Origin of the sequence: Kitasatospora sp. NPDC086791 (genome assembly GCF_040685975.1) — a bacterium.
Lineage (GTDB): Bacteria > Actinomycetota > Actinomycetes > Streptomycetales > Streptomycetaceae > Kitasatospora.
This window is the reverse complement of sequence record NZ_JBFBOC010000046.1, coordinates 1-21,034: the sequence shown is the minus strand read 5'-3', so window position 1 is coordinate 21,034 and position 21,034 is coordinate 1. Positions and strand designations below refer to the sequence as shown.

The 21,034-nt window shown below is 72.2% G+C and carries 33 protein-coding genes; all 33 read right to left on the bottom strand.

Annotated features, from left to right (window positions below):
- Nucleotides 1–70: 70 nt before the first annotated feature.
- Nucleotides 71–328: an RNA 2'-phosphotransferase gene (locus tag AB0Q99_RS32385; RefSeq protein WP_363577504.1), complete on the bottom strand. Its 258-nt coding sequence runs from the start codon at nucleotides 326–328 to the stop codon at nucleotides 71–73.
- A gap of 158 nt (nucleotides 329–486) precedes the next feature.
- Nucleotides 487–1,119, bottom strand: a complete 633-nt coding sequence (locus tag AB0Q99_RS32380) for a hypothetical protein (RefSeq protein ID WP_363577502.1) — start codon at nucleotides 1,117–1,119, stop codon at nucleotides 487–489.
- A 106-nt stretch (nucleotides 1,120–1,225) separates the two neighbouring features.
- Nucleotides 1,226–1,594 carry a hypothetical protein gene (locus AB0Q99_RS32375; protein WP_363577500.1) on the bottom strand — a complete coding sequence of 123 codons (369 nt, stop codon included), beginning with the start codon at nucleotides 1,592–1,594 and terminating at the stop codon, nucleotides 1,226–1,228.
- 88 nt (nucleotides 1,595–1,682) lie between these two features.
- On the bottom strand, nucleotides 1,683–2,273 hold the full coding sequence (locus tag AB0Q99_RS32370; RefSeq protein WP_363577498.1) for a hypothetical protein: 591 nt from the start codon (nucleotides 2,271–2,273) through the stop codon (nucleotides 1,683–1,685).
- 130 nt (nucleotides 2,274–2,403) lie between these two features.
- Nucleotides 2,404–3,354 carry a hypothetical protein gene (locus AB0Q99_RS32365; protein ID WP_363577496.1) on the bottom strand — a complete coding sequence of 317 codons (951 nt, stop codon included), beginning with the start codon at nucleotides 3,352–3,354 and terminating at the stop codon, nucleotides 2,404–2,406.
- 183 nt (nucleotides 3,355–3,537) lie between these two features.
- The gene (locus AB0Q99_RS32360) at nucleotides 3,538–3,909 is read right to left on the bottom strand and encodes a hypothetical protein (protein ID WP_363577494.1); all 372 of its coding nucleotides are present in this window, start codon (nucleotides 3,907–3,909) and stop codon (nucleotides 3,538–3,540) included.
- An 84-nt stretch (nucleotides 3,910–3,993) separates the two neighbouring features.
- Nucleotides 3,994–4,671, bottom strand: a complete 678-nt coding sequence (locus tag AB0Q99_RS32355) for a hypothetical protein (RefSeq protein WP_363577492.1) — start codon at nucleotides 4,669–4,671, stop codon at nucleotides 3,994–3,996.
- Nucleotides 4,672–4,744: 73 nt separating this feature from the next.
- Complete coding sequence (locus AB0Q99_RS32350) at nucleotides 4,745–5,179, bottom strand: hypothetical protein (RefSeq protein ID WP_363577490.1); 435 nt, start codon at nucleotides 5,177–5,179, stop codon at nucleotides 4,745–4,747.
- Between the two features lie 135 nt (nucleotides 5,180–5,314).
- On the bottom strand, nucleotides 5,315–6,514 hold the full coding sequence (locus tag AB0Q99_RS32345; RefSeq protein WP_363577488.1) for a hypothetical protein: 1,200 nt from the start codon (nucleotides 6,512–6,514) through the stop codon (nucleotides 5,315–5,317).
- Between the two features lie 169 nt (nucleotides 6,515–6,683).
- Nucleotides 6,684–6,932: a hypothetical protein gene (locus AB0Q99_RS32340; RefSeq protein WP_363577486.1), complete on the bottom strand. Its 249-nt coding sequence runs from the start codon at nucleotides 6,930–6,932 to the stop codon at nucleotides 6,684–6,686.
- 67 nt (nucleotides 6,933–6,999) lie between these two features.
- Nucleotides 7,000–7,530, bottom strand: a complete 531-nt coding sequence (locus tag AB0Q99_RS32335; protein WP_363577484.1) for a T-complex 10 C-terminal domain-containing protein — start codon at nucleotides 7,528–7,530, stop codon at nucleotides 7,000–7,002.
- 51 nt (nucleotides 7,531–7,581) lie between these two features.
- On the bottom strand, nucleotides 7,582–7,908 hold the full coding sequence (locus AB0Q99_RS32330) for a hypothetical protein (protein WP_363577482.1): 327 nt from the start codon (nucleotides 7,906–7,908) through the stop codon (nucleotides 7,582–7,584).
- A 176-nt stretch (nucleotides 7,909–8,084) separates the two neighbouring features.
- Complete coding sequence (locus tag AB0Q99_RS32325; RefSeq protein ID WP_363577480.1) at nucleotides 8,085–8,603, bottom strand: hypothetical protein; 519 nt, start codon at nucleotides 8,601–8,603, stop codon at nucleotides 8,085–8,087.
- 148 nt (nucleotides 8,604–8,751) lie between these two features.
- Nucleotides 8,752–9,465, bottom strand: a complete 714-nt coding sequence (locus AB0Q99_RS32320; RefSeq protein WP_363577478.1) for a hypothetical protein — start codon at nucleotides 9,463–9,465, stop codon at nucleotides 8,752–8,754.
- A gap of 143 nt (nucleotides 9,466–9,608) precedes the next feature.
- Nucleotides 9,609–9,941, bottom strand: coding sequence for a hypothetical protein (locus AB0Q99_RS32315; RefSeq protein ID WP_363577476.1), 333 nt, complete (start codon nucleotides 9,939–9,941; stop codon nucleotides 9,609–9,611).
- 105 nt (nucleotides 9,942–10,046) lie between these two features.
- Nucleotides 10,047–10,859 (bottom strand): hypothetical protein, encoded by an 813-nt coding sequence (locus AB0Q99_RS32310; RefSeq protein WP_363577474.1) that lies wholly within the window; start codon nucleotides 10,857–10,859, stop codon nucleotides 10,047–10,049.
- 99 nt (nucleotides 10,860–10,958) lie between these two features.
- On the bottom strand, nucleotides 10,959–11,333 hold the full coding sequence (locus AB0Q99_RS32305; RefSeq protein WP_363577472.1) for a hypothetical protein: 375 nt from the start codon (nucleotides 11,331–11,333) through the stop codon (nucleotides 10,959–10,961).
- 210 nt (nucleotides 11,334–11,543) lie between these two features.
- Nucleotides 11,544–11,744, bottom strand: a complete 201-nt coding sequence (locus AB0Q99_RS32300; protein WP_363577470.1) for a hypothetical protein — start codon at nucleotides 11,742–11,744, stop codon at nucleotides 11,544–11,546.
- A gap of 35 nt (nucleotides 11,745–11,779) precedes the next feature.
- Complete coding sequence (locus tag AB0Q99_RS32295; RefSeq protein WP_363577468.1) at nucleotides 11,780–12,376, bottom strand: hypothetical protein; 597 nt, start codon at nucleotides 12,374–12,376, stop codon at nucleotides 11,780–11,782.
- Nucleotides 12,377–12,442: 66 nt separating this feature from the next.
- Nucleotides 12,443–13,039, bottom strand: coding sequence for a hypothetical protein (locus AB0Q99_RS32290; protein WP_363577466.1), 597 nt, complete (start codon nucleotides 13,037–13,039; stop codon nucleotides 12,443–12,445).
- A 154-nt stretch (nucleotides 13,040–13,193) separates the two neighbouring features.
- Nucleotides 13,194–14,216, bottom strand: a complete 1,023-nt coding sequence (locus tag AB0Q99_RS32285; protein WP_363577464.1) for a hypothetical protein — start codon at nucleotides 14,214–14,216, stop codon at nucleotides 13,194–13,196.
- A 100-nt stretch (nucleotides 14,217–14,316) separates the two neighbouring features.
- Nucleotides 14,317–14,568: a hypothetical protein gene (locus tag AB0Q99_RS32280; protein ID WP_363577462.1), complete on the bottom strand. Its 252-nt coding sequence runs from the start codon at nucleotides 14,566–14,568 to the stop codon at nucleotides 14,317–14,319.
- A gap of 133 nt (nucleotides 14,569–14,701) precedes the next feature.
- Complete coding sequence (locus AB0Q99_RS32275; RefSeq protein WP_363577460.1) at nucleotides 14,702–15,016, bottom strand: hypothetical protein; 315 nt, start codon at nucleotides 15,014–15,016, stop codon at nucleotides 14,702–14,704.
- Between the two features lie 73 nt (nucleotides 15,017–15,089).
- The gene (locus tag AB0Q99_RS32270; RefSeq protein ID WP_363577458.1) at nucleotides 15,090–15,584 is read right to left on the bottom strand and encodes a hypothetical protein; all 495 of its coding nucleotides are present in this window, start codon (nucleotides 15,582–15,584) and stop codon (nucleotides 15,090–15,092) included.
- 132 nt (nucleotides 15,585–15,716) lie between these two features.
- A complete protein-coding gene (locus tag AB0Q99_RS32265; RefSeq protein ID WP_363577456.1) occupies nucleotides 15,717–16,298 on the bottom strand; it encodes a hypothetical protein in 582 nt (193 codons plus the stop codon).
- 120 nt (nucleotides 16,299–16,418) lie between these two features.
- Entirely contained in the window at nucleotides 16,419–16,625 is a 207-nt protein-coding gene (locus AB0Q99_RS32260) for a hypothetical protein (RefSeq protein ID WP_363577454.1), read from the bottom strand.
- Between the two features lie 150 nt (nucleotides 16,626–16,775).
- Nucleotides 16,776–17,405, bottom strand: coding sequence for a hypothetical protein (locus AB0Q99_RS32255; RefSeq protein WP_363577453.1), 630 nt, complete (start codon nucleotides 17,403–17,405; stop codon nucleotides 16,776–16,778).
- 84 nt (nucleotides 17,406–17,489) lie between these two features.
- Complete coding sequence (locus AB0Q99_RS32250; protein ID WP_363577451.1) at nucleotides 17,490–17,972, bottom strand: hypothetical protein; 483 nt, start codon at nucleotides 17,970–17,972, stop codon at nucleotides 17,490–17,492.
- A gap of 132 nt (nucleotides 17,973–18,104) precedes the next feature.
- Nucleotides 18,105–18,476, bottom strand: coding sequence for a hypothetical protein (locus AB0Q99_RS32245; protein ID WP_363577449.1), 372 nt, complete (start codon nucleotides 18,474–18,476; stop codon nucleotides 18,105–18,107).
- A 158-nt stretch (nucleotides 18,477–18,634) separates the two neighbouring features.
- On the bottom strand, nucleotides 18,635–19,018 hold the full coding sequence (locus AB0Q99_RS32240) for a hypothetical protein (protein WP_363577447.1): 384 nt from the start codon (nucleotides 19,016–19,018) through the stop codon (nucleotides 18,635–18,637).
- A gap of 63 nt (nucleotides 19,019–19,081) precedes the next feature.
- On the bottom strand, nucleotides 19,082–19,471 hold the full coding sequence (locus tag AB0Q99_RS32235; RefSeq protein WP_363577445.1) for a hypothetical protein: 390 nt from the start codon (nucleotides 19,469–19,471) through the stop codon (nucleotides 19,082–19,084).
- A gap of 211 nt (nucleotides 19,472–19,682) precedes the next feature.
- Nucleotides 19,683–20,039, bottom strand: a complete 357-nt coding sequence (locus AB0Q99_RS32230) for a hypothetical protein (RefSeq protein WP_363577443.1) — start codon at nucleotides 20,037–20,039, stop codon at nucleotides 19,683–19,685.
- A 76-nt stretch (nucleotides 20,040–20,115) separates the two neighbouring features.
- The gene (locus AB0Q99_RS32225; protein WP_363577441.1) at nucleotides 20,116–20,397 is read right to left on the bottom strand and encodes a hypothetical protein; all 282 of its coding nucleotides are present in this window, start codon (nucleotides 20,395–20,397) and stop codon (nucleotides 20,116–20,118) included.
- Between the last annotated feature and the right edge of the window lie 637 nt (nucleotides 20,398–21,034).

Sequence of the window (21,034 nt, the reverse complement as noted above, 5' to 3'; positions counted from 1 at the left end):
GGCGCCAACCCCTTCCGACAAGAACAAGTATACCACATATAGATGCCGAAGGCGTGAGCCCGCCGGATCGTCAGCGGATGCGGTGCAGGTGTTGGGGTGGGATCGGGCCGCTGAGCCAGGCGCCGTTGGCGGACGCCCGGAACTCGTGCCCAGCGGTGGAGAGGGCGGCCGCGTCCACCTGCAGAACCACGGGCCGGCCGTGCCGCGAGCCGACTCGGGCCGTCGTGCCGATGGGGGCGGAATGGTGCACGTCCTGGCGTGCCATCGGGCGTAGCCCCTCGGCCAGGATTGGCTGCAGGGTGTGTTTCGCGGTGCCGTGGAACAGCACGCCCGGCGGAACGGCGGCGGCCAGGCCGTGATGTCGGCGGGTGGGTCAGGTCCTTCGGGGTCGGCCGGGCTGCGCCGAGGGGCGCAGCCCGGCTGCGCGGGTCGGGCGTGGTCGTGGTGGGTGCGGCGGGTTTCCTTTGCTGCCGCCCGACGTGGGGGCTACAGCGAACGGCACCGCCCGTCCGTCGTCTCGATGTCGAGCGTGAGGTAGTAGTTCACGTGAAAGTAGTCTGTTGTGATGTCGCTGCCGTCGAAGTTGTAGGCGTTGCCGAGCGCCTTGAGCTCGTCGGCCAAGGCCTTGAGCTGCTCCGTCGGCACCTGCCGCTCGAAGCCGTGCACAATCCCGGTCGTCCAAGCCCACTCGGGGGCGGCGTTCTTGATGGTCATCCGGATAGCGCTCCCGCCGGAGAAGTACTCGCGGCGGATCGAGAACTTCACCCCCGCCGGTGCGTCGCCGATCGCGTTGGGCACCTTGACCGTGCCTGGTGCGTCCTCAGCGCTGCGCTCGGCCAGCTTCTGCTGCATCTTCACGTCTTTGCGGATCAGCGCCGCGATCTCGGTCGTGCTCAGTCGGCTGTTGTACTTCTCCCCGTAGTGGATCGGGATCCCGATCCACCCGGACCGCTCGCCGCCCTGCCTCCCGTCGGTCCCGCCGCCCTTCGCCTCCTGCGCTGCCCGGACGCGGGCCAGCGCCCGCTCGGCCGCGTCGCGCTCCTCGGCGGAGGTGCGGGGGTGGTCGATCAGGGCCTGGAGGTAGTCGGCCTTGGACGGGCGGGTCTTCGTGGCGGGCATGGGAGTCCCCTCTTGCGGATGGTCGGATCGAGTGGCCGGGAGGGGCGCCAACCCCTTCCGACATAAAGAAGGATACCACATGTCGATGCCGTCCGTGGGTGTGGATCTACCCGCCATGCGGCTCCTGGTGGTCCTGGGCCTCGTAGAACTCGATCCGCCACCCCATGATGCTGCGCCACTCCTCGTACGCCGCCTCGTGCTCGGACTCCTCCCTGTGGCCGGTGCCGACGAACCACCGGGCGAAGTTTGCCGCCATGCGCTCGGTGTGCCGGGGGCCGGCGAACTCGCGGGCGGCGCGTTCGGCGGCGACTCGTTCGGGGTGGGTGCAGGCAGGGCGCGGGCCGTTCAGCGGGCGCTCGATGCCGGCGCCGCACGAGCAGCATCCCGCGACCATCGGACCGGCCGGGGGAAGGGCGGCGATGTCGAACAGGGCGTCGGGCTGCGGGGCGTCGTGGTTTCCTGCGGTACGAGTCATGGTCGTCCTTCGTCTCGGGCTGGGCCGGTGTAGGTCGGGGCCGGTGTAGGTCGGGGCCGCATGGGCGTGGTGCGCTCCGGAGCGGCGGTCAGCAGGGCGGCAGCACGGTGAGCATCGGCTCGGCGTCGGGGTGCGCGTCACTGGGGCGTTGCAGGCCCGGCGCCGCCGACGTGAGGAGGCAGTCCGTGCCCACGAAGTGCCGACCGACGAAGCGCGACGCCCAGACCGTCTGGGGAAGCCGGGAGAGCGCGGCGGCCCGGCGCACCGGGGCCAGCATGGCTTCGGTGAGCTCGTCCACCATCGGCGGCGCGACGTCGGCCGCGCGCCAGTCGCGCGGCTCGTCCACTGTTGCCGCTGCGCACGGATGGACGGGGTTGTTGCGGATGGCCGCTTCGGCCTCGCGCCGCTCCAGAGGTGCGCACACCTCACGGCCGCCGGGAACGGTACCGCTGGCGAACCACGGCTGATAGCGGTAGCCGCACCCGCGGTCCGTCCACACCAGGCGCAGCCGGCCGCAGCCGCGTACCGGTTCGCCGGTCAGCTCGACGATGAACTGGGGGCCCAGGTTGGTGAGGCCGGCGGGCTCCCAATCGACTTCGCCGAGCCAGCCGTACCGCCTCGCGTGGTTGATCAGGGCTACAACCGGCCAAGGGGTGCGCGGGCGGGCGAGCGGGGTCATTGGGTCTCCTTGGATCAGGGTCGGGTGGACGGCGGCGGCCGGGGGTGTCCCGGCCGCCGCCGCGTCAGGTGGAGCGGGGCACCCACGGCTTCTGGTGCAGGGCGCTCGATCCGGTGGGCTTCCGCGTCGGTCAGCGCACGCCGCTCACGGCGGGGAAGTGGCCGAGCGTGCAGAGCAAGCCGACCGCCCACTCCGTCGGGACGTCCCGCAGCGTGACGTTGACGGTGCTGGCGTCGTCGGCCATGGCGACCTCGCACCACACCCCGGCGCCCGTCACGTCGCCGTGCAGGTGGCGCGCGGCCTCCAGTGGCCGGGCTGGGTCCGGCGTCGCTGTCACCCCGGGGAGGCGCACACTGAGCCGCTCAGCCAGCTGGCGCCGCTGCTCCTGCTCACGTTCGTCCCGGGCGTTGAACGTGGTGATCGCGGCCAGGACGCGGTGGTAGCGCGGCAGAAGGCTGCGCTTGACCTCCCACGACAGTGTGCTCGCGGTGCGGCACGCCGCGACGGTGACCATCGGATCGTCCTGGGGTCCCCTCGGGCGGCGTGTGGCCGGGTAGTGGCCGACGGCCGAGATGCGCCGCCGTCCCCGGTGCTCGTGGGGGAAGACCCGCAGTGCGCGCCCGTCGGGGTGCCGGATGATCCGGCCCGGCGGGTTCGCGCTGTGCTCGCGGTCGACCTGCCAGCCGGGGCCTAGGGTGGCGGCCACGCGGTCGGCGGCCCGCCAGACCTCGGTGACGGTCCGGATGCTGCTCTCGACGGCGGCCAGCAGTTCGGCGAGCTCGCGGTTCCACGCGGCCATGTCCCGGACGTCGCCGATCGAGGGGGACTCGTACACCGTGATGTTGCGCTGCCACTCCTCGCCACTGCGGTGCACCGCAGCGAGCCCCGAGTACTCGGCCAGCGTCCCGTCCAACTCGGAGTTCACGTCCGCAATCCAGATCTGGCTGCCGTCGGGAAGGTCGATGTACACCCACTCGAGCACGCCGTGCCCGTCGGTGTCGTGATCGATGCCCCGCGCGTTGAGCGCCCCGATCAGGGACTCGCGAAGGCTGTCGTTGGCGCTGTAGGTCGCGGTGTGCACGCGGGACTCCTCGGGGAGGGAGCCCGCCCGGTTTGGTGCCGGGCGGGCATGGGTGGGATCGAGTGGCCGGAGGGGCGCCAACCCCTCTGACAGAAATAAGTATACCACATTTCATGCTCTCTCGCGTGCTGTGTGGAGCGCGGACGGCCGGGGCGCGGCACGGCTCCGCGCCCGGCGGGGCTGCTACGTGCTGGCGGCGGCGAAGGCGTGGACGTGCGCGGTGTGCGCGTGCCGCTCGGCCTCCGCGGCCCACTTGGTGGCGTCGGCGGCGTAGCCGATGACGAACGCGGTGAGGACGAGCGGCGGCGCGGCGCGGTGGGCGGCGGCGGACTTGGCCCGGTCGGCGCACGACTGGGCCTGTTCGGCAGCGTGCCCGGCCGCGTCGGCCGCAACAGAGGACATCTCGGTGTGCACGCTGTCCGGGTCGGCCTGATGGGCGGCACGAGAGGCGTTACGTGCCTCCTCGGCGGCCCGGTGCGCCTGCCTGGCGTACGCGGACGCGCGGGCGGCGGAACGGGCGGCGGGGTGACGGGCGGTGTCCTGGGCGTTGATCACGGCGGGTTCTCCTGATCGGGTCGGGGCTGGGTGTCCGGCGGGGCGGGGGATCAGCGGTGCCGCTGCTCCCCCGCAACGGCTGGGCTACCGGGGGGTGTTCAAGCGGGTGAACAGCTCGGCGGGGCTGTCGCCGGTAGCGGCAAGCTCGGATCGGCGGGCTCCCTTCCACATCCGCCACTTGTCGCCGCCCATCCCGGGCGACCACGTGAGGACGTAGGACCCTTCGGGGGTGGTGACGTCCCACCATCCCCGGGACGTCGGGGCGGCGGTCACACCGTCGGGAAGCTGCCCGGTCAGGTCGGGAACGGGCCCGTACATCCGATCGACGTACGAGAGGTAGGCCGGGGTGGGGACGATCGCCACCTTGGACACGTATGGAGCGGGGGTGCGCATGAGCGTCGACCACTCGGCGCGTGTCGCCTTCTCGGCGTCGGACATGCCGGCCGCGGTCCATTGCGCGCCGGGGGCGTAGTCGAAGCCGTACCGGTCGAGGTGCCATCCGGCGGCGGTCAGCAGGCCCGGGGTCATCGCGCCGGCGGGGAGATCGCCGAGGAATATCCCGGCCGGGTCGTTCGGTCGACCGGCCGCGCCACGCTCGGTGAGGCGGGCGACGTAGGAGGAGCAGGCAGCGCCACCGGCGGTGAACAGGCGCAGCGTCGCGCCTTCCCCGGTGAGGGGGTAGCCGATGGTGATGGACGCGAGGGCGGGACGGCTGGAGAGTTCGCCACGGCGGGCGGCGCCGATACGGTCGGCACGGTTCATGAGGGTTCGTTCTCCTGTCGGGTGGGGTGCGGCGCGGCGGGTGCCGCGCCGCACGATGGCTTGCCGGCCTGGGTCAGCGGGCGTTACGGCGGGCGCGGGAGATTCGGGCCGTGACGACCTGCGTGATCGCGGTCGAACGGTCGATCAACAGGCGGTCGTGATAGTCGGTCAGGTCGACCGACGTGGTCGGAAGTTCGGGGTAGGCCTCCGTGTAGAAGGCGAACCACGCTTCGGCGGCGAGTCGCAGGGCCTGCCGGAAGCGGCTGAGCCGGAGGTCGATGCGGTGGCGCTCGGCGTCGGACAGGTCCCGGTCGACGTCGATGAACGACATGCCCGCGGGCCGGTCCATCGCGGCGACGGTACGGGCGGTGGACCACTGGGCGCGGGCGATAGCGGCCCGCTCAAGGGCGGTCCAGAATCCGCGCTCCGCCTCGGTGAGGGCGCGGCGGGCACCCTCGCGAAGCCATCCGTCGGCGGGCGGGACCGGGGCGAACAGGGACATGGACACGGGAGCCTCCTGGGCGGTTGGTCGCGGGGCGGGATCGAGTGGCCGGGCGGGGCGCCAACCCCTCCTGACAGATAGAAGCATACCACATTTCGAGCTCGTGTGGTGGGTTGGCTCGCCCCCACCCGCAGGGCCGCGCTACGCCGCCGCCGACTCGGCGCGGCACTCCCCGCCGCTGTAGCGCAGCCACACGGCCCCGTCGGGCATCAGCGATGCCCACGGGCGCGCGTCGGTGGGGTGCCGCGGCCGGTAGGCCACGGCGTGCCCGGTCACCGACTCCACGATCCGCGCCCCTTCCTCGGCGGCCTGGCGCAGTGCGGCGGTGGGCCGACGGGATGCGCTCCGCTTGCGGGTCGCCGCCGGGACTCCGGCAGCCGGGTCGGGGCCCCCGCCGCGCGCGCCGGCGGAGGCCTGCGGTCGGGGCTCGACCGGATCACCGGCGGGCTCGACCTGGATCCGCGTCAGCTCGGTCTCGGCTACGCCCTCGTACTCCCCGTGGCGCTTCACCGTCCCGGCGATCCTCACCCGGGCGCCCCGCTTCGCGTGCTCCCTGGCCGACTTCGCCGCGGTGAACGCCTTCACCGTCACTCCACTGTCCGCCCCGTCGCCTTCGACGATCACTAGCAGCGTCGACCCCCACGCGCTCTCCACCCGCTTGGCGACGGTGACAACCCCGGTCACCTGCGCGCTCGCCCCCTCGGCGCCCAGGTGCCGGGAGGCCGCGGCCTTGGCCGCGCGGGCGGCGTCGGCGGCCATCGCCGCCCGTGCCTCCTCTTCCTGGCGTGTGGTCAACTCGCCGCGTACGGACACGATGGCGGCGAACTCGGCGGCCAGCGTCCCCTCGTCGCCGCCCTCCAGCCACGACGCGAGGTCGGGCCGGTCGGCCAGCCATCCGGCCCGTACCGCGTCCGCCTGGGCCCGGGCGGCCTGGCGCTTCACCAGGGCGCGCGCCCCTGCCCGGCGCCGCGCATTCTCGCACTGGAGCACCTTCTTCGCCGCCTCGTCCAGGCCCAGCGCGCGACCGGTGCGACCGGCCCCGCGGCAGGGGAAGCACTGGCCGCCCAGGACCCCTGCGAACTCCGGACGGAACCCGCTCGCATTGCGGCAGACCGTGCACAGGCGGGCCACCTTCCCGCCCACCAGGCTCACAAACTCGGTCGTGCGACCCGCCACCGTGACGGCCACGCAGCGCGCCGGCCCGGTCGCCTCCCGGCCCACCGGGCGGGCCGGGGCAGCGGTCACTGTGACGGCCGTGGCGGGGACCAGATCAACCGTGGTGGTGAAAACCTCCCCGGTCGCCTCCGTGGTCGCCGTCGCGGTGAAACTCGTAGCGGACATGGGTCAACTCCTCTGTCGCTGCGCCCTATTGAGGGCTTGCGCGGTGTGCTCGGATCAAGTGGTCGGGCGGGGCGCCAACCCCTGCCGACAAAAGAAGCATACCACATTGCGATGCCGATTGGTGGCGTAAGGCTTCCCGGATCGGTGTTCGGGGTGGTCCGACGGCGGGTCAGACGCGCTTTCCGGCCTCCTCAATGTCGGCGGCGAGAGCGCGCAGAACGGCGGGGCTCGGCGGTTCGCCGGCCTCCGCCCGGTCGGCTAGGCGGCGAAGCTCGGCGCCGACCGTGGCGAGCATCGCCGCCGGGGCGTCCGGCTGCGCGGCGGAGCGCAGGTTGATCCGCACCCGGGAGGTGCGGCCGGCCGGCGCCGGATCGGCCTGGGGAAGGTTCTTGCGGACACGCGACGCGGGATGGGACACGGAAGGCTCCTGTGCTCGGTCGGGGCTGAGGTGTTGCCCACCGGGTGGCGGGCACGGTGATCGAGGGTCATGGCAGGGTGATCGTCAACGACGTTCCCTCGCCACGCACGGTTAGTCCCCGCTTCCGGGCGACGGCGTGAGCGGCGCGGGCGACCTGGTCGCGCACGTGGTGCCACGGATGGACTCCGGAGCGCTCGGCCTGGGCGCGCAGCGCTTCGGTGGCTTGCCACCAGGACAGGCTGACGAAGATGCCGCCGACGTGGACGTCCACGCCGGAACCCTGCGCGCTCCACCGTCGGGCCAACGGCGGCCCGGCGTTGTTCAGTGCCACCCGCAGTTCGGCGCCCAGTTCCTCGGCGGCCCGCGTGCGGGCTTCGTTGGCGGCCATGATCTCCCGGGCCTGGGTCCGGCCGATCGGGCTGTAGTGCTCTCGGCTGCCGTTGGGGAACGTCACGGTGACCGACCCGTCCGCGTGCCGCTCTGCGGTGTTCGACGGGTGCCCCGCGCGGGCCTCGACGCTTGAGCGGCGGGTCACTCCCTGGTGGCCCTGGTCGAGCGCGAACGCGAACAGGCCGGCCTCGGCCTGAAGGATGCTCATGTCTTGTCCCAAGAAACTAGGGCGCGGCGCCCGTGGCGCCGCACAGGGCGGTCACGCGACGGCGGGGGCCTGGCCGAAGCACGCGGTGAGGATCTCGTCGGGCCACTCGGCATCGGCGCAGCGCCAGCAGTTCTCCCAGTCGATTGCGTGCGGGCAGCGCGGAGCGCGGTACGTGACGCGGACGGCGGCCGCCCCGTAGGTGTAGCGCGCGCATCGGATGCCGTCGGCGCCCTGGTGGTAGACGGTGAAAGACCCGTCGACGTTGTTGCCCACGCTGCGCACGGTTACCTCATGCCAGGGGCCGTCCGGCCGCCGGATGCGATAGCGGTCTCCGATTCCGAGGGTGGACGGGGCCTGTGGGCCAAGGTCGGTGTTCATCTCAGTCTCCTCACTGGTCGGTGGACTTCTGTCGGGCGTCCGGATGCTGAGCCCGGTGCGTGAAACCGGGCGGCACGGCGCAGCCCCGGGCCGCTACGGGGCCTGCAGACGGGGGCGGCCGGCTGCTTCACGTGTCGTCGTAGGCCGGGGGGCGCGGTGCGCCCCCCGAGGGGATGTCAGCCGACCGGGGTCGCCTTGGCGACGCGCAGCCACCGGCTCACGTACGCGGGGGCGTCGGCGGGCCGCGTTCCCGGCCAGCGGCCACCGCTCGCGCCCTCCAGCTGCCAGGTGAGGCTCTCGGGCGCGGCGATCCGCAGCAGCCTGGTGCCCGTTCGAGTGGCAATGCGGACGGCGGCGACCGGCACGCCGAGCCGGGACCGGCCGAACCGCGCCGGGATTCCGGCGGCGGTCAGCGCGGCGACGACGTCGCGGGCCCCGCTGGCCTGCCGCTGCGCCGCGCCGTCGGCGGCCCAGTCCTGGGCAGAGGTGTTCACGGTGGCCTCGACGACGTGGGGGCCGCGCTGGCTGTTGTTGGCGAGCACGAGCCGGGTCGCACTGCGCCGGGGGCCGTCGGCCGGGCCGACCTGGACGGTGCGGACCGCGAGGATTCGGGCGGCGCGGACATAGGGGCCGGGGAAGGTGCTGGTGGCGCTGCCGTACGGGTCGGTGGGACCGGTGTAGGTGGTCGTGGGCACGGGGGCCTCCTGGGCTTTCGGTGATCGAGTGGGCGGATGGGGCGCCAACCCCTTCCGACAGAAAGAAGCATACCACATTGGAATGCCCTCTGGGGTGGGATTGCCACCCCAGGGGGCAACGCTTGGTGACGTCGGCCGGGCCGGCGGGTCAGTCGGCGGGCGGCTGGAAGGTCCAGCACCCCGCCCACGCGCGCTTCGGATCGTGCTCGGACTCGAACCGCCCGCACTGCGCGCACGACGGCCCCCACGTCTCGGGGGCGGGCACCGGCTCGCCGACGTAGACCGGGGCGGCGGACCACGGGAAGCCGCGCGGCGCGAACCGGATGGTGGCATCGGGCATCAGCAGGGCCCAGCCGTCGGGCCAGTCGATCGGGCCGGGGCGCGTCGCATCGGCCACCGCGCGGCGGACCCCGGCGGCCGACCACACCTGTGGGGTCCGGTCGTGGCCGGTGACCCGGTAGGCGTCGGCGGTCACCTGGCTCGCCGGATCCGTGATGATCACCCCCGACTCGGTGTCGGGCGTGAAGGTGACCACCGAATGGCGCCGTGACTGCCGGTAGTGGATCGTGCCGTCCTCCTGCACGCTGGCCTCGCTGCACGGCAGGTGCGTGAGGCAGCTGCCCAGAAACCGGCGCACCTCGTCCCCGGTGCCGGCTGCGCCCCAGCCGAGCCCCCGGGAGCTGTATCCGCCGTCGCCCGTGGCGATCGTCTCGGCGTACTTCGCGGCCATGGGCAAGTCACTCAGTAGGCGGTGCGTCTCCGGCATGGGCGTGCCCTTCCGCCATCCGATGGGCCCGAAGGCGGTGAGGCGCGCGCCCGGGAGGGGCTGGTTGGGCTGGGAGGCGGTCTGCTGCGGGGTCACGGTGTCTCCGGGAGTGAGCGTGTGGAATCGGTCGTCGCGCGTGCGCCTTGCTCGGCGGCGGGCCGGTGGTGGGGCCGGCGGGCGCCCGGCGGCATGATGGCCGTCCGGCTGGGCGCCCGGCGGTTCGTGCGGGTGATGCGGGCTTACGGCTGGCAGTCCGCGCAGTTGCAGTTCGGGTTCTCGGTGTGGAAGGCGCGCGTCCAGCCCTTCGCGCCGAGCGCCCGGTTGGCGCGAAGGATGTCGACGCCCGTGCGCCGGTAGGCGTCGATGTGGGCCTGCGCGGCCTCGATGCCGGGCTCGATGTGCTCGAACTCGCTGTGGATGGCCCCGTCGCTCATCCAGACGGTCCACTCCAGCACGCCGAGCGAATGCGTGTGGACGTCGACGGTGAGATGTCCGATGTGCCACCGCCACACGGCGTTGTTGGCGCCGAGCGTCAGGTACGGCGGGGTCGTGGTTTCGTCGGTGGGGCTCATTGTCGGCTCGCTTTCTGAGGTGGTGGGATCGAGTGGCCGGAGGGGCGCCAACCCCTGCCGACAGAAAGAAGCATACCACATAACAATGCCGTCCGGGTGTGTGGTTCACCCTTCGGTGGCATCGGGGCTGTCTGCCGCGCGGAGGGCGGCGCGGCGGGCCAGCCGGTCGCGCTGAAGCTGGCCGAACGAGCGGTCGCCCTGGAGCTCGAGCAGCCTCGGGATCCGGTTGGCGGCCATCCCGACCCTGATCGTGTCGGGATCGACGGCCAGTCGGTCATCCTCGGCCTGGTCGCGGTACCCGGCCGCATCCAGTGCCTCCACGGTCGGGAAGACGTCGGCATGGCGCTGCCGGGTGAGGTCGATCAGGTGGTCCTCCTTCCCTCCGAGGCTCAGCGTGTACTCGAAGTTGGCCGGCTTGTCCGGGTCGACGATGCGCCGCATCCGGTCGACGGCCTTTGTGTAGGCGTAGAACGTCGTGCGCGGCGCGGACTTGCAGATCCGCATCCATGCCTTGGTGTAGGAGTCGGTGTGGAAGTCGCCGGAATCGTGGATGCGCACGACCGCGCCGACGAACTTCGGCTTCCTGAGCTCGGCGATCATCCACTGCTCCCACTCCCGTGGGGTCTCCTCCACCATCTGCAAGTTGAGCAGGTGGGCCCTGGCGACCCCGGGATACCGGAGGTATGAGCTGCGGGGGTCGCGGGCGTAGCAGAGCCTGGCGCAGACCCCGGCCTCCGGGCATGTGACGACCGTTCGGCCGCTCGGAAGCGTGCCCTTCAACGCCGTGGTGCTGAAGGTGTACGTCTTCCGGCCATCGCGGTTGAGGTTGCTGTTGTTGTCGGTCAGAAGGTTCTTGCGAAGCTTGACGGGGGGCGCCTCGAACAGGCCCGGCTCGGGTTCGACGGGGTGGCTGGACATGGCGTGGCTCCTGGGTGTGGCTTGCGGGTGGTTGCCGGGGCCGGTCCCGGGCGGTGCGCCGTGCCCGCCCGGTGGCGGGCACGGCGGCGAGAGGACCGTTCAGGCCCGGGTGCGGCAGATGTGGCGGGACCCCTCGTCGGTGAGCTGCTCGGCCAGCGCCTCGCCGTAGCGCGCGGCAAGGGCGTACCGCTCGCTCTTCGCCTCGTGCGGGGACATGGCGCTCCGCGCGCTTCCGAGGATCACGCGCGCCATGTTGAGCTGCTCGTCCGTCAGCACCAGGGGGCTGTGCCCGCGCAGCTGCTTGCGTACGGCCTTGAAGTCCGCGCCCTCCAGCGGGTCCTCCTCGCCCTCAGGTGCGTCGCTGGCCAGGCTGGTCACGTAGGCGAAGGCCTGGGCCAGTACGGTCCGCAGCGTCACGCCCCGGAGGGAGGGGGCGGGGTGCATGGCATCGGCTTCGATGATGTGGATGATCACGGGAGTCACGTCCTGAGGGGTCTTGGGATCGAGTGGCCGGGAGGGGCGCCAGCCCCTTTCGACAGAAAGAAATATACCACATTTGCGCCCTGCATGGGTGTGGGGACCGGCCCGGCCCGGCACCGCCTCTGGTGCGGTGCGTCGTGCCGGGCCTGGCCGGCAGCAGCCCGGCGGTGACCCGCTGCGGACTGCCGCCGCCCTATGCGGGCATTAGGGCTGGTAGTCCGGGGTCTCCCGCCATGCGGCTACCACGAACTCAACCGCCTCCTCCTGCCGTTCGGACAGGATGCCGTCAGGGTCCAGCCGCTGAGCCCCGTGCCGGTCCCACAGTTCGGCCAGCGTCACCAGGGCGACCTCGATGTCGGGTCGCTCGACCTGGTCCGCGAGCGGGTACCCATCCATACCGGGCATGTGCCGTTCCTCCTTCTTGGATCGGGGGTGTCGTCCTACCGGCGGGACGAGATCGGGGCGGCCGGCCGTCGGCGTGCCGCGCGAGCCTCCTTGGCCTCGGCCTGCTGCGCCTCGCTGAGCAGCTTCACCCGCCCCGAGTAGCGCACCTGGTAGCAGTCCTGGAAGCTGTCGGACCCGTCGCGCTGGTAGGCGCCGTGAATCTCCTCGAGGACCTGGAGCAGCGTCATCGCCTCGCGGCCGTACGGCGCGCCGGCCGCGCGTTCGCCGTACAGGAACCGGTCCGTCAGGCCGCCGACGTCCACCAGGATCCCGTAGCCCGGATCGGTGCGGACCGAGACGCGCAGCGTCGCGGGGATGACCCCGCGGTCCTTGGCCTGCTTGTAGTCGGCGCGGATGCGGGCGGCCACCTGCGCCAGCCGTTCGCCGTCGCTGCGCCGGAACTTGGGTCCGTAGACGGTGCGGTGCACGCTCGCCCCGCCGGCGTCGACCTCGCCGCGGCGGCTGCGCCACCGGGCGTCGACGTACAGGGTCCGGTACCGGCCGGCGCCGGGGATGGGTGCGATGGTCTGCAAGCGGTAGCCGGCGGGCGCGGCGCCGCGCGCCATGGTGCGGGCCTGGTCGAACGACAGCATGGGGGAGTCCTTCCGGGGATTGGTTCGTAGGGCCGGGAGGGCGGCGGGCCCTCCCGGCCTGGGTGGTCAGCCGCGGCGCGCCTCGAACGGCGCCATGGGCGGGGTGTACGGCTCGGGGCCGGTGGACGTCGTCGACCCGTCCTCGTGGACGGTGATGACGGTGCGCTGCGGACCGCGCTCCACCCGTGCCCGGCGGCGCACCTCCTCCGCCCAGGCCTCATCGGTCGCCCGGTAGGCCACGGCGGCCCGAACGGCCGCCTCCTCGGCGGCCGCCGCCCCCGCCCGGTGAGCCTGGGTCAGGAGGTCGCGCAACACGGCCAGGCGCTGGGTGTCCGGGCTGCTCACCCCGGCCTCGTCGACGGTGCGCAGGATCGACGTCCACGCGCACGTGAGGTCGGACACCTGGGCATCCGGGGCGGCGGCCTCGCGGCCGTAGCCGTTGAGCGTGGGGCGGTAGTCGGCGCGCCCGGCGTCACTGAGGGCCTTCCGGCCCGCCCGGACCACCTTGGCGGCCAGCGCGCGGGCCTCGGCGAGCTCGTCCGCGCTCATCCAGGCGGCCGGGTCGCCGGACACGCGCTGCCACGCGTGGCAGCTGGTCCGCTCGGCGTGCCCGGCGTTGGCCTGCCACTGCGCACGCGACGGCCAGGTGATGGTGCGGGTCATGAAAGCCTCCAGGGGCCGGGCTCCCCAGTGGGGAGCGGGATCGAGTGGCCGGGAGGGGCGCCAACCCCTCCCGGCGGAAAAGCGTCACCGGGTGTGATTCCGGCTGGCGCCGCCGTCGCGCGCGGTAGGGCACCGGCGCGACGGCGGCGGAGTGTTAGGACTGCGGAAGGTGTCCCAAGATTCGCGCGATGTCCTCGGGGTCGAGATTGCCGAAGGGCAGTTCGACCGCCTCCCAGTCCTCCCCGACCGCGCAGACGGTCAGGCTCCTGGGCTCGCTGTCACGCAGGGACCTGGAGTACGGGCCGATCTCGAACTCAAGCCGAACCCGGACGGGCTGGCGCGTTCCGCCCTGGAGCTTGCCGGTCATCAGCCGCAGGAACTCCCTGTCGCCCGCCTGGTCGAGCGGACGGGACTCCCCGCGCTTGCACGCTTCGCACGGGCAGCCGATCCAGTGGAGCGAGTAGATCTCGGCGGTGGTGGCCGGGTTCGGGGGTCGGGGTTGTCGTCCATGGTGGGTGGTGGTGGCCGACCTCGGGTCGGCCGGCTTGGGGGTGGTGGTTGGTCCGGTGGGTGGTGGGTGGTGGGTGTGGGGTGGTTTTTCGGGGGTGTTTTCGGGTGGTGTTGTTCGGGGTGGTGGGGGTGTTTTTCCGGGGGTGGGTTCGGAATTCCTGGGGTGTGTTTTTTCGAACCGGCCGCGCTCCGGGCGGCCGGGAATCGGGAAGTAGCGCACGGTCCCGCCGATCCCGGGCCACTGCGGGAACTCGACGCGGCTCGTCAGGGCCGACGGTGCACCGATGCGGCGCACGGTCGCCGTGCACTGCGGCTCCGCGGGGAGGGGTACCCGTACGACCGTGCGGACGTCGTCGGCCCGCAGGATCTCCAGGCCGCTCGCGCTGAGGTGCTCGCGGTCGGTCCTGATCCACGCGTCCCACTCCCGCTGGTCCGGCCCCGGCTCGGTGGGGCGTGAGCCGTGCCCCCGGAGGATCCGTCCCACCGCCACGGCATCGCGGTGGCGCGCCACCCGCCACCCGTCGGTGCCCTCCTGGGCCGGCGGCGGGTACAGCCTGGCCATGACGCCGGCCACGGCGCGCACGTCCCACGTGGGCGCCCCGGGGAACGGCCGGAAGGCTTCGACGGCGGCGGCGCGGTCGGTGGCGGACGGTGCGGACAGCTGCATGGTGGGTCTCCTCGGTGTCGGGGCCGGGCGGGGCCTTCCCCCGTCCGGCGGTGCGGCCGCCCCGGTCCCGGGGTGGGCCCCCGGGACCGGGACGGAGCGATCAGATGAGAGCGCGCAGCGCGATCGACTCGACCGCGACTCCGTGGACGATCGCGAGCATCCGGGGGGTGTCCTCGGGCGTCGAGTAGTCAGCGCCGACCCGCACCTTGCGCGCCCGGACCTGGGTCGACCCGTCGACGGTGTAGGTGGCGAGCAGGGTGAACAGGCTGCCCGCGGCGATCGCATCTGCGTGCCGCGCCCGCGCCCGCTCGAAGATGGCGGAGCTGTCGGTGGTGGTGTGGGCCGTCGTCATGACTCATCCCTCGGGTTCGATGGCTGGATCGAGTGGTCGGGTGGGGCGCCAACCCCTCTCGACAGAAAGAAGTATACCACAATTCAGGCCTGGATTGTGGCGCTCCGGGTCTTCCGGCGGATCCGACCTGCGGTCAGGACAGTGCGGGGGAGTCGAACAGGGCGGCGGGCCCGCCCGGGATGAACAGCACCGGCTGCGTCGCGGTCTCGCTCCCGAACTGGTGGGGCTGCGCCTGTGTCCACGTCGCCGGGGTGTCCGGGCGGCTGGCGGCGGCGTGATGCGCCGGCTTCCGGTACGTCTCCAGGATCATGGACAGCTCGGCGCCGGCCAGCGCCCCGGCGGGGCCCTCCTGCCCGCGGTGCGCTGCGGGCCAGGGGGTGTCCTCCATTGCGAACAGCGCGTCGGGCGAATCGGATGCGGCGGGCCTGGTAGTGCGGTGGCGGCTCATGGTCGGACTCCTGTCGTGCGGTCGCGGTCGGGGTGGCCCGGGCGGGGCGAGTTCTCCCCGCCCGGGCGGTGCGTCAGAACCAGTTGGCGGGCGCGGGGGTGGCGAGGTCGTCGAAACGGGCGCGTTCCTGCGCGGTCGCCCGCCGCCAGCGGCGGACCTTGTCCGCGAGCGACATGTACGCGGACCCCTCGACCGACTCCGTCACCCCGTCCCAACTCTCGTAGGACAGGCTCGGGTTGTAGCGGCTCCCTGTGCCGGTGATCCGCACCGTCGCCACGCCGACGTGCGGCACGTCCCACGACACGTAGTCACCCGCGCCCCACCCGCACAGCGTCTCGCGCTCGGCCTCCGGCTCCTCCGCCCGCTTGCCCTGGAGCGCGCGGAGTCCGGCCGCCACCCGCCCCAGGGCCTCGGTGCGCTGCGCCTCGTCGAGCGGGCACGGGGTGATCGGGCGCTCCTCGGGGTCGAGCAGCTTGCAGAAGCAGATCTCGCTCACGTCGGTCATGTCGATGTGGATGGTGTCGCCGTCCTGGCGGCTGCCGACGACGGGGATGATCAGGTGGTCCATGGCTTGTTCCTCCGGTCTGAGTCGAGTGGCCGGGAGGGGCGCCAACCCCTCTCGACAAAAGAAGCATACCACATTTCAGTGCCGCATGGCGTCGGGATTCCCCTCCTCCGCCTCGGCGGCGGCCGCAGTCGGCTACCCCGCACCCGCCAGTGCCCGCCGCGCCGGCGCTGCGCCCGGACCGAATGCCACGGCCTGCAGCCGCTCCCACTCCCGGCACTTCACCGACTCGGCGTCGACGACCGGAACCGGCGTCCGGGCACACCGCTCCCACGTCGACCGCGACAGCTCGCCCCCGCATCCACCCGGGCACAACACGCGGAAGTCGGCCAGCGGCCCCGGCTGCGACCGCTCGAACACCTCCCCCTGCCGATCGAACCCGATGCGCAGCCAGCCGCCCGACCGGACGGTGTACACGACGCACCGGCACCGCTCGCAGTCGGCCGACTGAACGAACCGAACGCCCGTGAGCGTCACCGTCGACCCCTCTCGCGTCACCTCCGGCATGGGCGACGGCAGCGCCCCCACCTCCACCCACGACTGGCCCACCTGCGCCCCCCACACAAGCGGCGGGTAGCCGGCCCCGGGCAGGGTAGGGAGTCCACTCCCAGGGCACTGGCCGTAGTGCGCGACCGCATACGGGAAGTCGTGAACCTCGGCGACCCCATCCGCGCCCACCCCGGTGGGCATGTAGCAACGGCGGCAACGGACATCCATGACGAACCTCTTCCTTGCTCGGGCCGCGCTGCGGCCTGATGTTCGGGGCGGCGGCCGGGCGCGACGTCCGCGCCCGGCCGTCGCCAGCTGCGCCGCGCGGGCGGCGCAGCTGGCGGGCGGTCAGCCGACCAGGTCGAGGGCGTCCTCACGCGTCCGGTCGAGCATCCGCCACGCGGCGGCCCGCGCCCGGAGGTCAAGGCGCTCGTTCATCCGCTGGCGCGACTCCCGGGCCGCGAGGAACGACTTCTGCGCGGCCCGGTCGCCTGCGGCGGCGCGGGCGAGAAGACGAACGAGGGGGTCCGTGTCGGTCACCTGCTGCGTGCTCATGTCCCTGCTCCCTGGTGTTCGGATCGAGTGGCCGGGAGGGGCGCCAACCCCTTCCGACAAAAGAAGCATACCACATTTTGATGCCGCATGCTCCCGTGCTGCGCCCCTCATCCCGGCCGGCTTGGGGCGCCGGAGCTGCCCCAGCCGTGGTCAGCCGACGAGCGGCATGACGGACTCATGGCGGACGTGGCGCAGCATCTCCGAACTGGGGAAGTCGGGGTACAGCTCGTAGCCCCCGCAGAACTCCAGGCAACCGCACTCCTCCGCGCGGAACACCCCGCCCCTGAGCCTCTCGACCGAACCGTTGTAGCGCACGAGCGTCCCGTCCGCGCACCGGACCCGCCGCGTCGGCTCCGGGGCCTGGTCGACCACTGCCGGGGCGGGGTCGACCGGCAGTGGGAACCCGTGCTGCTGTCGCGCGTTGACGACCTGCGCGACGGCGTGGCGCAGCCGGGCCTGCTGTCCACCGGCCATGAAGTCGCCGGCCTTGGGGTCGTACCACTCGATGTGGACCCGCGTGCCGTGCCTCTGGAACAGCAGGCCGATGGTTCCGGCCGCGGAGTGGCTGACCTTCCAGCCGCGGACGGTAAGGCGCTGCGCTTCCTGGTCGACACCTTCCGCGCCCAGGGTCTCGGTCAGCCACTGCCAGTCGCTCAGCTCGGCCTCGGTCATCGGGTCGAGCGTCACGGTGACGTCGCCCCGTGACGTGATCGTCAGGTTGCCCGCGCGGTCCCGCTTGCTGGCACAGACGTTCCGGATGGTGACGGCGCTGGTCTTCACTGCTGGTACCTCTCGGTCGCTCTGGGGTGTGGGTCCGTCGGCAGGGCCGGTCCGCGCGGGGCTCCCGCGCGGACCGGCGGCACCTCAGTAGCTCTCCTCCTCGCTGGTCGCGAACGCTCCCACCATCTCGCCCCGCTTAATCACGTGCTGGAAGCAGCGCACCGCCGCCCGCCGACCGCGCACCCCGGCCCGCCAGAAGAACATGCCATCCCAACCGCACCGCCCCGCCCCGACCACCTCGTAGGTGCCGCTCTTGGCCGCGTACAGGCTCCACCGGAGACCGGCCTTGACCTCGGCCACGAATCCGGTGGTCCAGAGCTCACCCAGCTCGCGCTCCGGGGCGAACGCGCCCGCCGCGTGCTGCGCCCGGCGGATGCCGTCGCGCCGGTTCGGCACCTTGGCCCATTCCGCGTTGGTGGACCGGCCGTGCCGCTTAAGGTCGAAGGTCTCCCACCCGCCGTCGAACCGGGTGACCAGGGTTTCGGTTCCGGCCGGGCGCTGGAGGCCTCGGGGCGCCTTGCGGCCGGCAGTGCGGGACGCGGAGCGGATCTTCATGTGCTTGATCATCGGGTTCTCCGTCTGGCTGGTGGTGGATCGAGTGGCCGGGTGGGGCGCCAACCCCTCCCGACAGAAAGAACTATACCATATTGCGATGCCGCTTGGGGGTGCGGTGTGAGCCCCACCCCCAAGTCGCGCTGCCTACCGACCGCCACCCGGAATGATCAACACCGGCTCGGCTGCGGCGTACGACTCGCACTCGTCGCCGACCCCCTCCGCGTCCGGCGCGCTGAGCACAACGGCAAGGGGACCGTGCGGGGTCGGGTATCCCTCGCAACACCCGCAGCCGGGCTTGTACGGGCGCGGGACGGCCCTAAACGGCTGCTGATAGCCCATCCGCCACAAAGGCCGGCTGACGGCCGTCCTGGTCGCCGGGGCGTAGCCGATCACAAGGTCACCGGCCGCAACCTCGCTCGCTCGCGCGACCCGCACCGCCGCCGGTTCGCCCACCGGCCGCCCCCGCTCCGGGACGGTCACGACCACCGGGAAGAACTCGACCTGCTCTCCTGGCATGGATGCCTCTCCTTGTGCTTCTGGCGGGCTGCGCGCGGGGCGCAGCGCTCTTCATTTGGGGGCGGGGCCTGCGGCCTGGGCGGCGGCCCTGACGGGCCGCCCGGTGCGCCCCCGGTGGGTGAGTCGCGGCCACCGGGGGCGGCCCGCTGCGCGGGCCTCTACGCATCCATCGGGCGGTAGACCGGGGCGACCGGGTGCCAGCCACGGAACGTCACGATGTGGTCGGCGAAACCGGCGTCGCAAAGCTCCTCGTCCGTGAGCCCCTGGAGCCGCGTGACGTAGTGGCGGTGCTGGCGCGTCACCTCGTTGATCGCCATGTCCACCGCCTGACCGGCGGTGCGCGCCACCTGGTAGGACGTGATCGGGCCGTACAGCGGGTCCTCCGGCGTGTCGAGGACGACCGTCCATCGGGGGCCGATGACGACTCCTCGGTACGCCCACCACACGATCTGTGCATCGGTCGCGGCCTGGTAACGGCGGCGGAGACGTTGGGCGGCGGCCCGGAGGGCGGTACGGATCTTGAACACTGCTGTTCCTCTCATGGGCTGGACGGTTGGACCGTGGGGCCCGGGTGGGGCGGCGTCTCCGCCCCACCCGGGTGCCGGTCAGGCGGCGAGCATCAGGCGGCGGGCCTCGCGGTTCTTCTCGCTGCGCGGGTTGTAGGCGGTCAGCAGCTCGACGACCTTGGCGCGGGAGTAGCGGCGGACGGTCTTGACCACGCGGCCCCGGCCCCCCATGGTCTGGCGGGTGCGGCCCTTCTCGGTGTGCTTGATGTTCTTCCGCTTGGCGATCTTGCGCAGGGTCTCGGTGACGCTCTCGGCGGTCTTCCGGTCGACCCCGGCGGCCAGGGCGTGGGTGTTGAGCGAGCGGGCGCGGCGACGGCAGGACTTGGCGAGCTTGGCCGCGTCCAGCGGTCGGCGGCTCGCGGCGGTGGCGCGGCTCTCCGCCGAGCGGGTGCGCAGGATCTGACGGGCGGTGCGGGCGCTGGCCTTCATGGGAGGTTCCTCTCGGTTGGTCTTGCTGGATCGAGTGGCCGGGTGGGGCGCCAACCCCTTCCGACAGAAAGAACTATACCACATCTCGATGCCGCGATGGAGTGTGGTGCGAGTCACATCGAGGCTCTTTCGATGCGCGCGGACTGACAGGCCGGCCTTTGCCGGGGCCCTGTGGCGGGGGCGGGCGCACTGACCGCCCCCGCCATGGCGGCTACCGTCGGCGGGCCGCGCTGACCGCGTTGAACGTCTTGTGCGTCGCCTTCACGGCCTCGGCAAGGTCCCCCATCGCTGCGCTCTCCATCGCGCTGGAAAGGCACCTGACCGCGTCGCGCGTCCGGAACTTGCGGACGTCGTAGCTCCCGGTCGCCACCCGTCCGAGCACATCACCTGCAACCCTGTTGAACTCGGCAACGGCGGCCCGCACATCCTCCGGGCGCTCGGACACCACCTCGCCGAAAGGAATTCCAATCCGTCCGGACGCTCCGCGCTGCACGGTGTCAAGGGCCTTGATAACGGCACGGGCGGTGCCCGGAAAGAGGAATCGGAATTCGGCGGCGGCGTCGATCATTTGCTCTTCTCCTGGATTTCGAAATGGTGGGATCGAGTAGCCGGGCGGCGGGCCACCGCCGCCCGGCCTGGTAGTGCTACGCAGCCAACTCGTGCGCGGGGGTGGCCGGGAGGGCGAACAGCTCCGGCTGGGTGAAGTCCTGGGGCGGGGCGAGCTTGGCGACCGCCGCCGTAACGGTGGTGGTGCGGACCGACGTCGGGAGGAGGGATGCGATCCCGCGCGGGTCGTGGGTCTCGCGCCACATGGCGTACAGAACGAGGTCGCGCTTGCGGCGGGCGTCGGCCAGCGCGGCGCGGGCGGACTGGAAATCTGCCTCGGCGTTGGACGCCTCGATCAGAAGCTCGGGAGCGATCTCCACGGGACACCTCCGGGTAGTGAATGGATCGAGTGGCCGGGTGGGGCGCCAACCCCTTCCGACAGAAAGAACACTACCACATCTCGATGCCGTTTGGGTTCACCTCGGGTTCGGTACGGGGTTCGGCACGCGGGTCGGCTCGGGCTTCGGTTCATGGTTCGGTCCGTGGGTCGATACAGCAACCGGCCCCAAGGCTGAGAACGGGCGATAGTCCAAGGTCAGGAGGGGTACGGGGCCGTTCTCACCACCCCGACTTACCTGTCTGTGCCCCCTGCTGCCTGTGGTGGTGGTTGGTGGGGTGGGGGTGGGGTTGGGGGCGTTGGTTGGTGTGTGGCCGGTCGCTGCGCTGTGCCTTTTTCTCTGCGTCCGCCTGGTGGCGGCCGCGTGGGTGTGGTGGGGGTTGGGGCGTGGGTGGGGTGGCTGGGTGGGTGTTGGTGGGGTTGTGGGTGGGGTTCTGAGGGTGTGTGGGGTGGTGCTGGGTGGTTGTGGTGCTGGGTCTGGTTGTGGTGCTGCTGTGGGTGGTCGTCGTCTTGGTCCTGCGTGGTGGTGGTTGTCGTCCTGGTGCTGGTGGTCCTGGTGGTCCGGCTTGGTCGGGGCTGGTGGTTGGTGGGTCTCGGCTTGGGGTTGTTGGTCGGGGTTG

Excerpts from the sequence above, each read along its gene's own strand:
- AB0Q99_RS32380 (WP_363577502.1), bottom strand. The coding sequence starts at position 1,119 with ATGCCCGCCACGAAGACCCGCCCGTCCAAGGCCGACTACCTCCAGGCC.
- AB0Q99_RS32375 (WP_363577500.1), bottom strand. The coding sequence starts at position 1,594 with ATGACTCGTACCGCAGGAAACCACGACGCCCCGCAGCCCGACGCCCTG.
- AB0Q99_RS32370 (WP_363577498.1), bottom strand. The coding sequence starts at position 2,273 with ATGACCCCGCTCGCCCGCCCGCGCACCCCTTGGCCGGTTGTAGCCCTG.
- AB0Q99_RS32355 (WP_363577492.1), bottom strand. The coding sequence starts at position 4,671 with ATGAACCGTGCCGACCGTATCGGCGCCGCCCGCCGTGGCGAACTCTCC.
- AB0Q99_RS32345 (WP_363577488.1), bottom strand. The coding sequence starts at position 6,514 with ATGTCCGCTACGAGTTTCACCGCGACGGCGACCACGGAGGCGACCGGG.
- AB0Q99_RS32335 (WP_363577484.1), bottom strand. The coding sequence starts at position 7,530 with ATGAGCATCCTTCAGGCCGAGGCCGGCCTGTTCGCGTTCGCGCTCGAC.
- AB0Q99_RS32330 (WP_363577482.1), bottom strand. The coding sequence starts at position 7,908 with ATGAACACCGACCTTGGCCCACAGGCCCCGTCCACCCTCGGAATCGGA.
- AB0Q99_RS32315 (WP_363577476.1), bottom strand. The coding sequence starts at position 9,941 with ATGAGCCCCACCGACGAAACCACGACCCCGCCGTACCTGACGCTCGGC.
- AB0Q99_RS32310 (WP_363577474.1), bottom strand. The coding sequence starts at position 10,859 with ATGTCCAGCCACCCCGTCGAACCCGAGCCGGGCCTGTTCGAGGCGCCC.
- AB0Q99_RS32300 (WP_363577470.1), bottom strand. The coding sequence starts at position 11,744 with ATGCCCGGTATGGATGGGTACCCGCTCGCGGACCAGGTCGAGCGACCC.
- AB0Q99_RS32295 (WP_363577468.1), bottom strand. The coding sequence starts at position 12,376 with ATGCTGTCGTTCGACCAGGCCCGCACCATGGCGCGCGGCGCCGCGCCC.
- AB0Q99_RS32290 (WP_363577466.1), bottom strand. The coding sequence starts at position 13,039 with ATGACCCGCACCATCACCTGGCCGTCGCGTGCGCAGTGGCAGGCCAAC.
- AB0Q99_RS32285 (WP_363577464.1), bottom strand. The coding sequence starts at position 14,216 with ATGCAGCTGTCCGCACCGTCCGCCACCGACCGCGCCGCCGCCGTCGAA.
- AB0Q99_RS32280 (WP_363577462.1), bottom strand. The coding sequence starts at position 14,568 with ATGACGACGGCCCACACCACCACCGACAGCTCCGCCATCTTCGAGCGG.
- AB0Q99_RS32275 (WP_363577460.1), bottom strand. The coding sequence starts at position 15,016 with ATGAGCCGCCACCGCACTACCAGGCCCGCCGCATCCGATTCGCCCGAC.
- AB0Q99_RS32270 (WP_363577458.1), bottom strand. The coding sequence starts at position 15,584 with ATGGACCACCTGATCATCCCCGTCGTCGGCAGCCGCCAGGACGGCGAC.
- AB0Q99_RS32265 (WP_363577456.1), bottom strand. The coding sequence starts at position 16,298 with ATGGATGTCCGTTGCCGCCGTTGCTACATGCCCACCGGGGTGGGCGCG.
- AB0Q99_RS32260 (WP_363577454.1), bottom strand. The coding sequence starts at position 16,625 with ATGAGCACGCAGCAGGTGACCGACACGGACCCCCTCGTTCGTCTTCTC.
- AB0Q99_RS32250 (WP_363577451.1), bottom strand. The coding sequence starts at position 17,972 with ATGATCAAGCACATGAAGATCCGCTCCGCGTCCCGCACTGCCGGCCGC.
- AB0Q99_RS32245 (WP_363577449.1), bottom strand. The coding sequence starts at position 18,476 with ATGCCAGGAGAGCAGGTCGAGTTCTTCCCGGTGGTCGTGACCGTCCCG.
- AB0Q99_RS32240 (WP_363577447.1), bottom strand. The coding sequence starts at position 19,018 with ATGAGAGGAACAGCAGTGTTCAAGATCCGTACCGCCCTCCGGGCCGCC.
- AB0Q99_RS32235 (WP_363577445.1), bottom strand. The coding sequence starts at position 19,471 with ATGAAGGCCAGCGCCCGCACCGCCCGTCAGATCCTGCGCACCCGCTCG.
- AB0Q99_RS32230 (WP_363577443.1), bottom strand. The coding sequence starts at position 20,039 with ATGATCGACGCCGCCGCCGAATTCCGATTCCTCTTTCCGGGCACCGCC.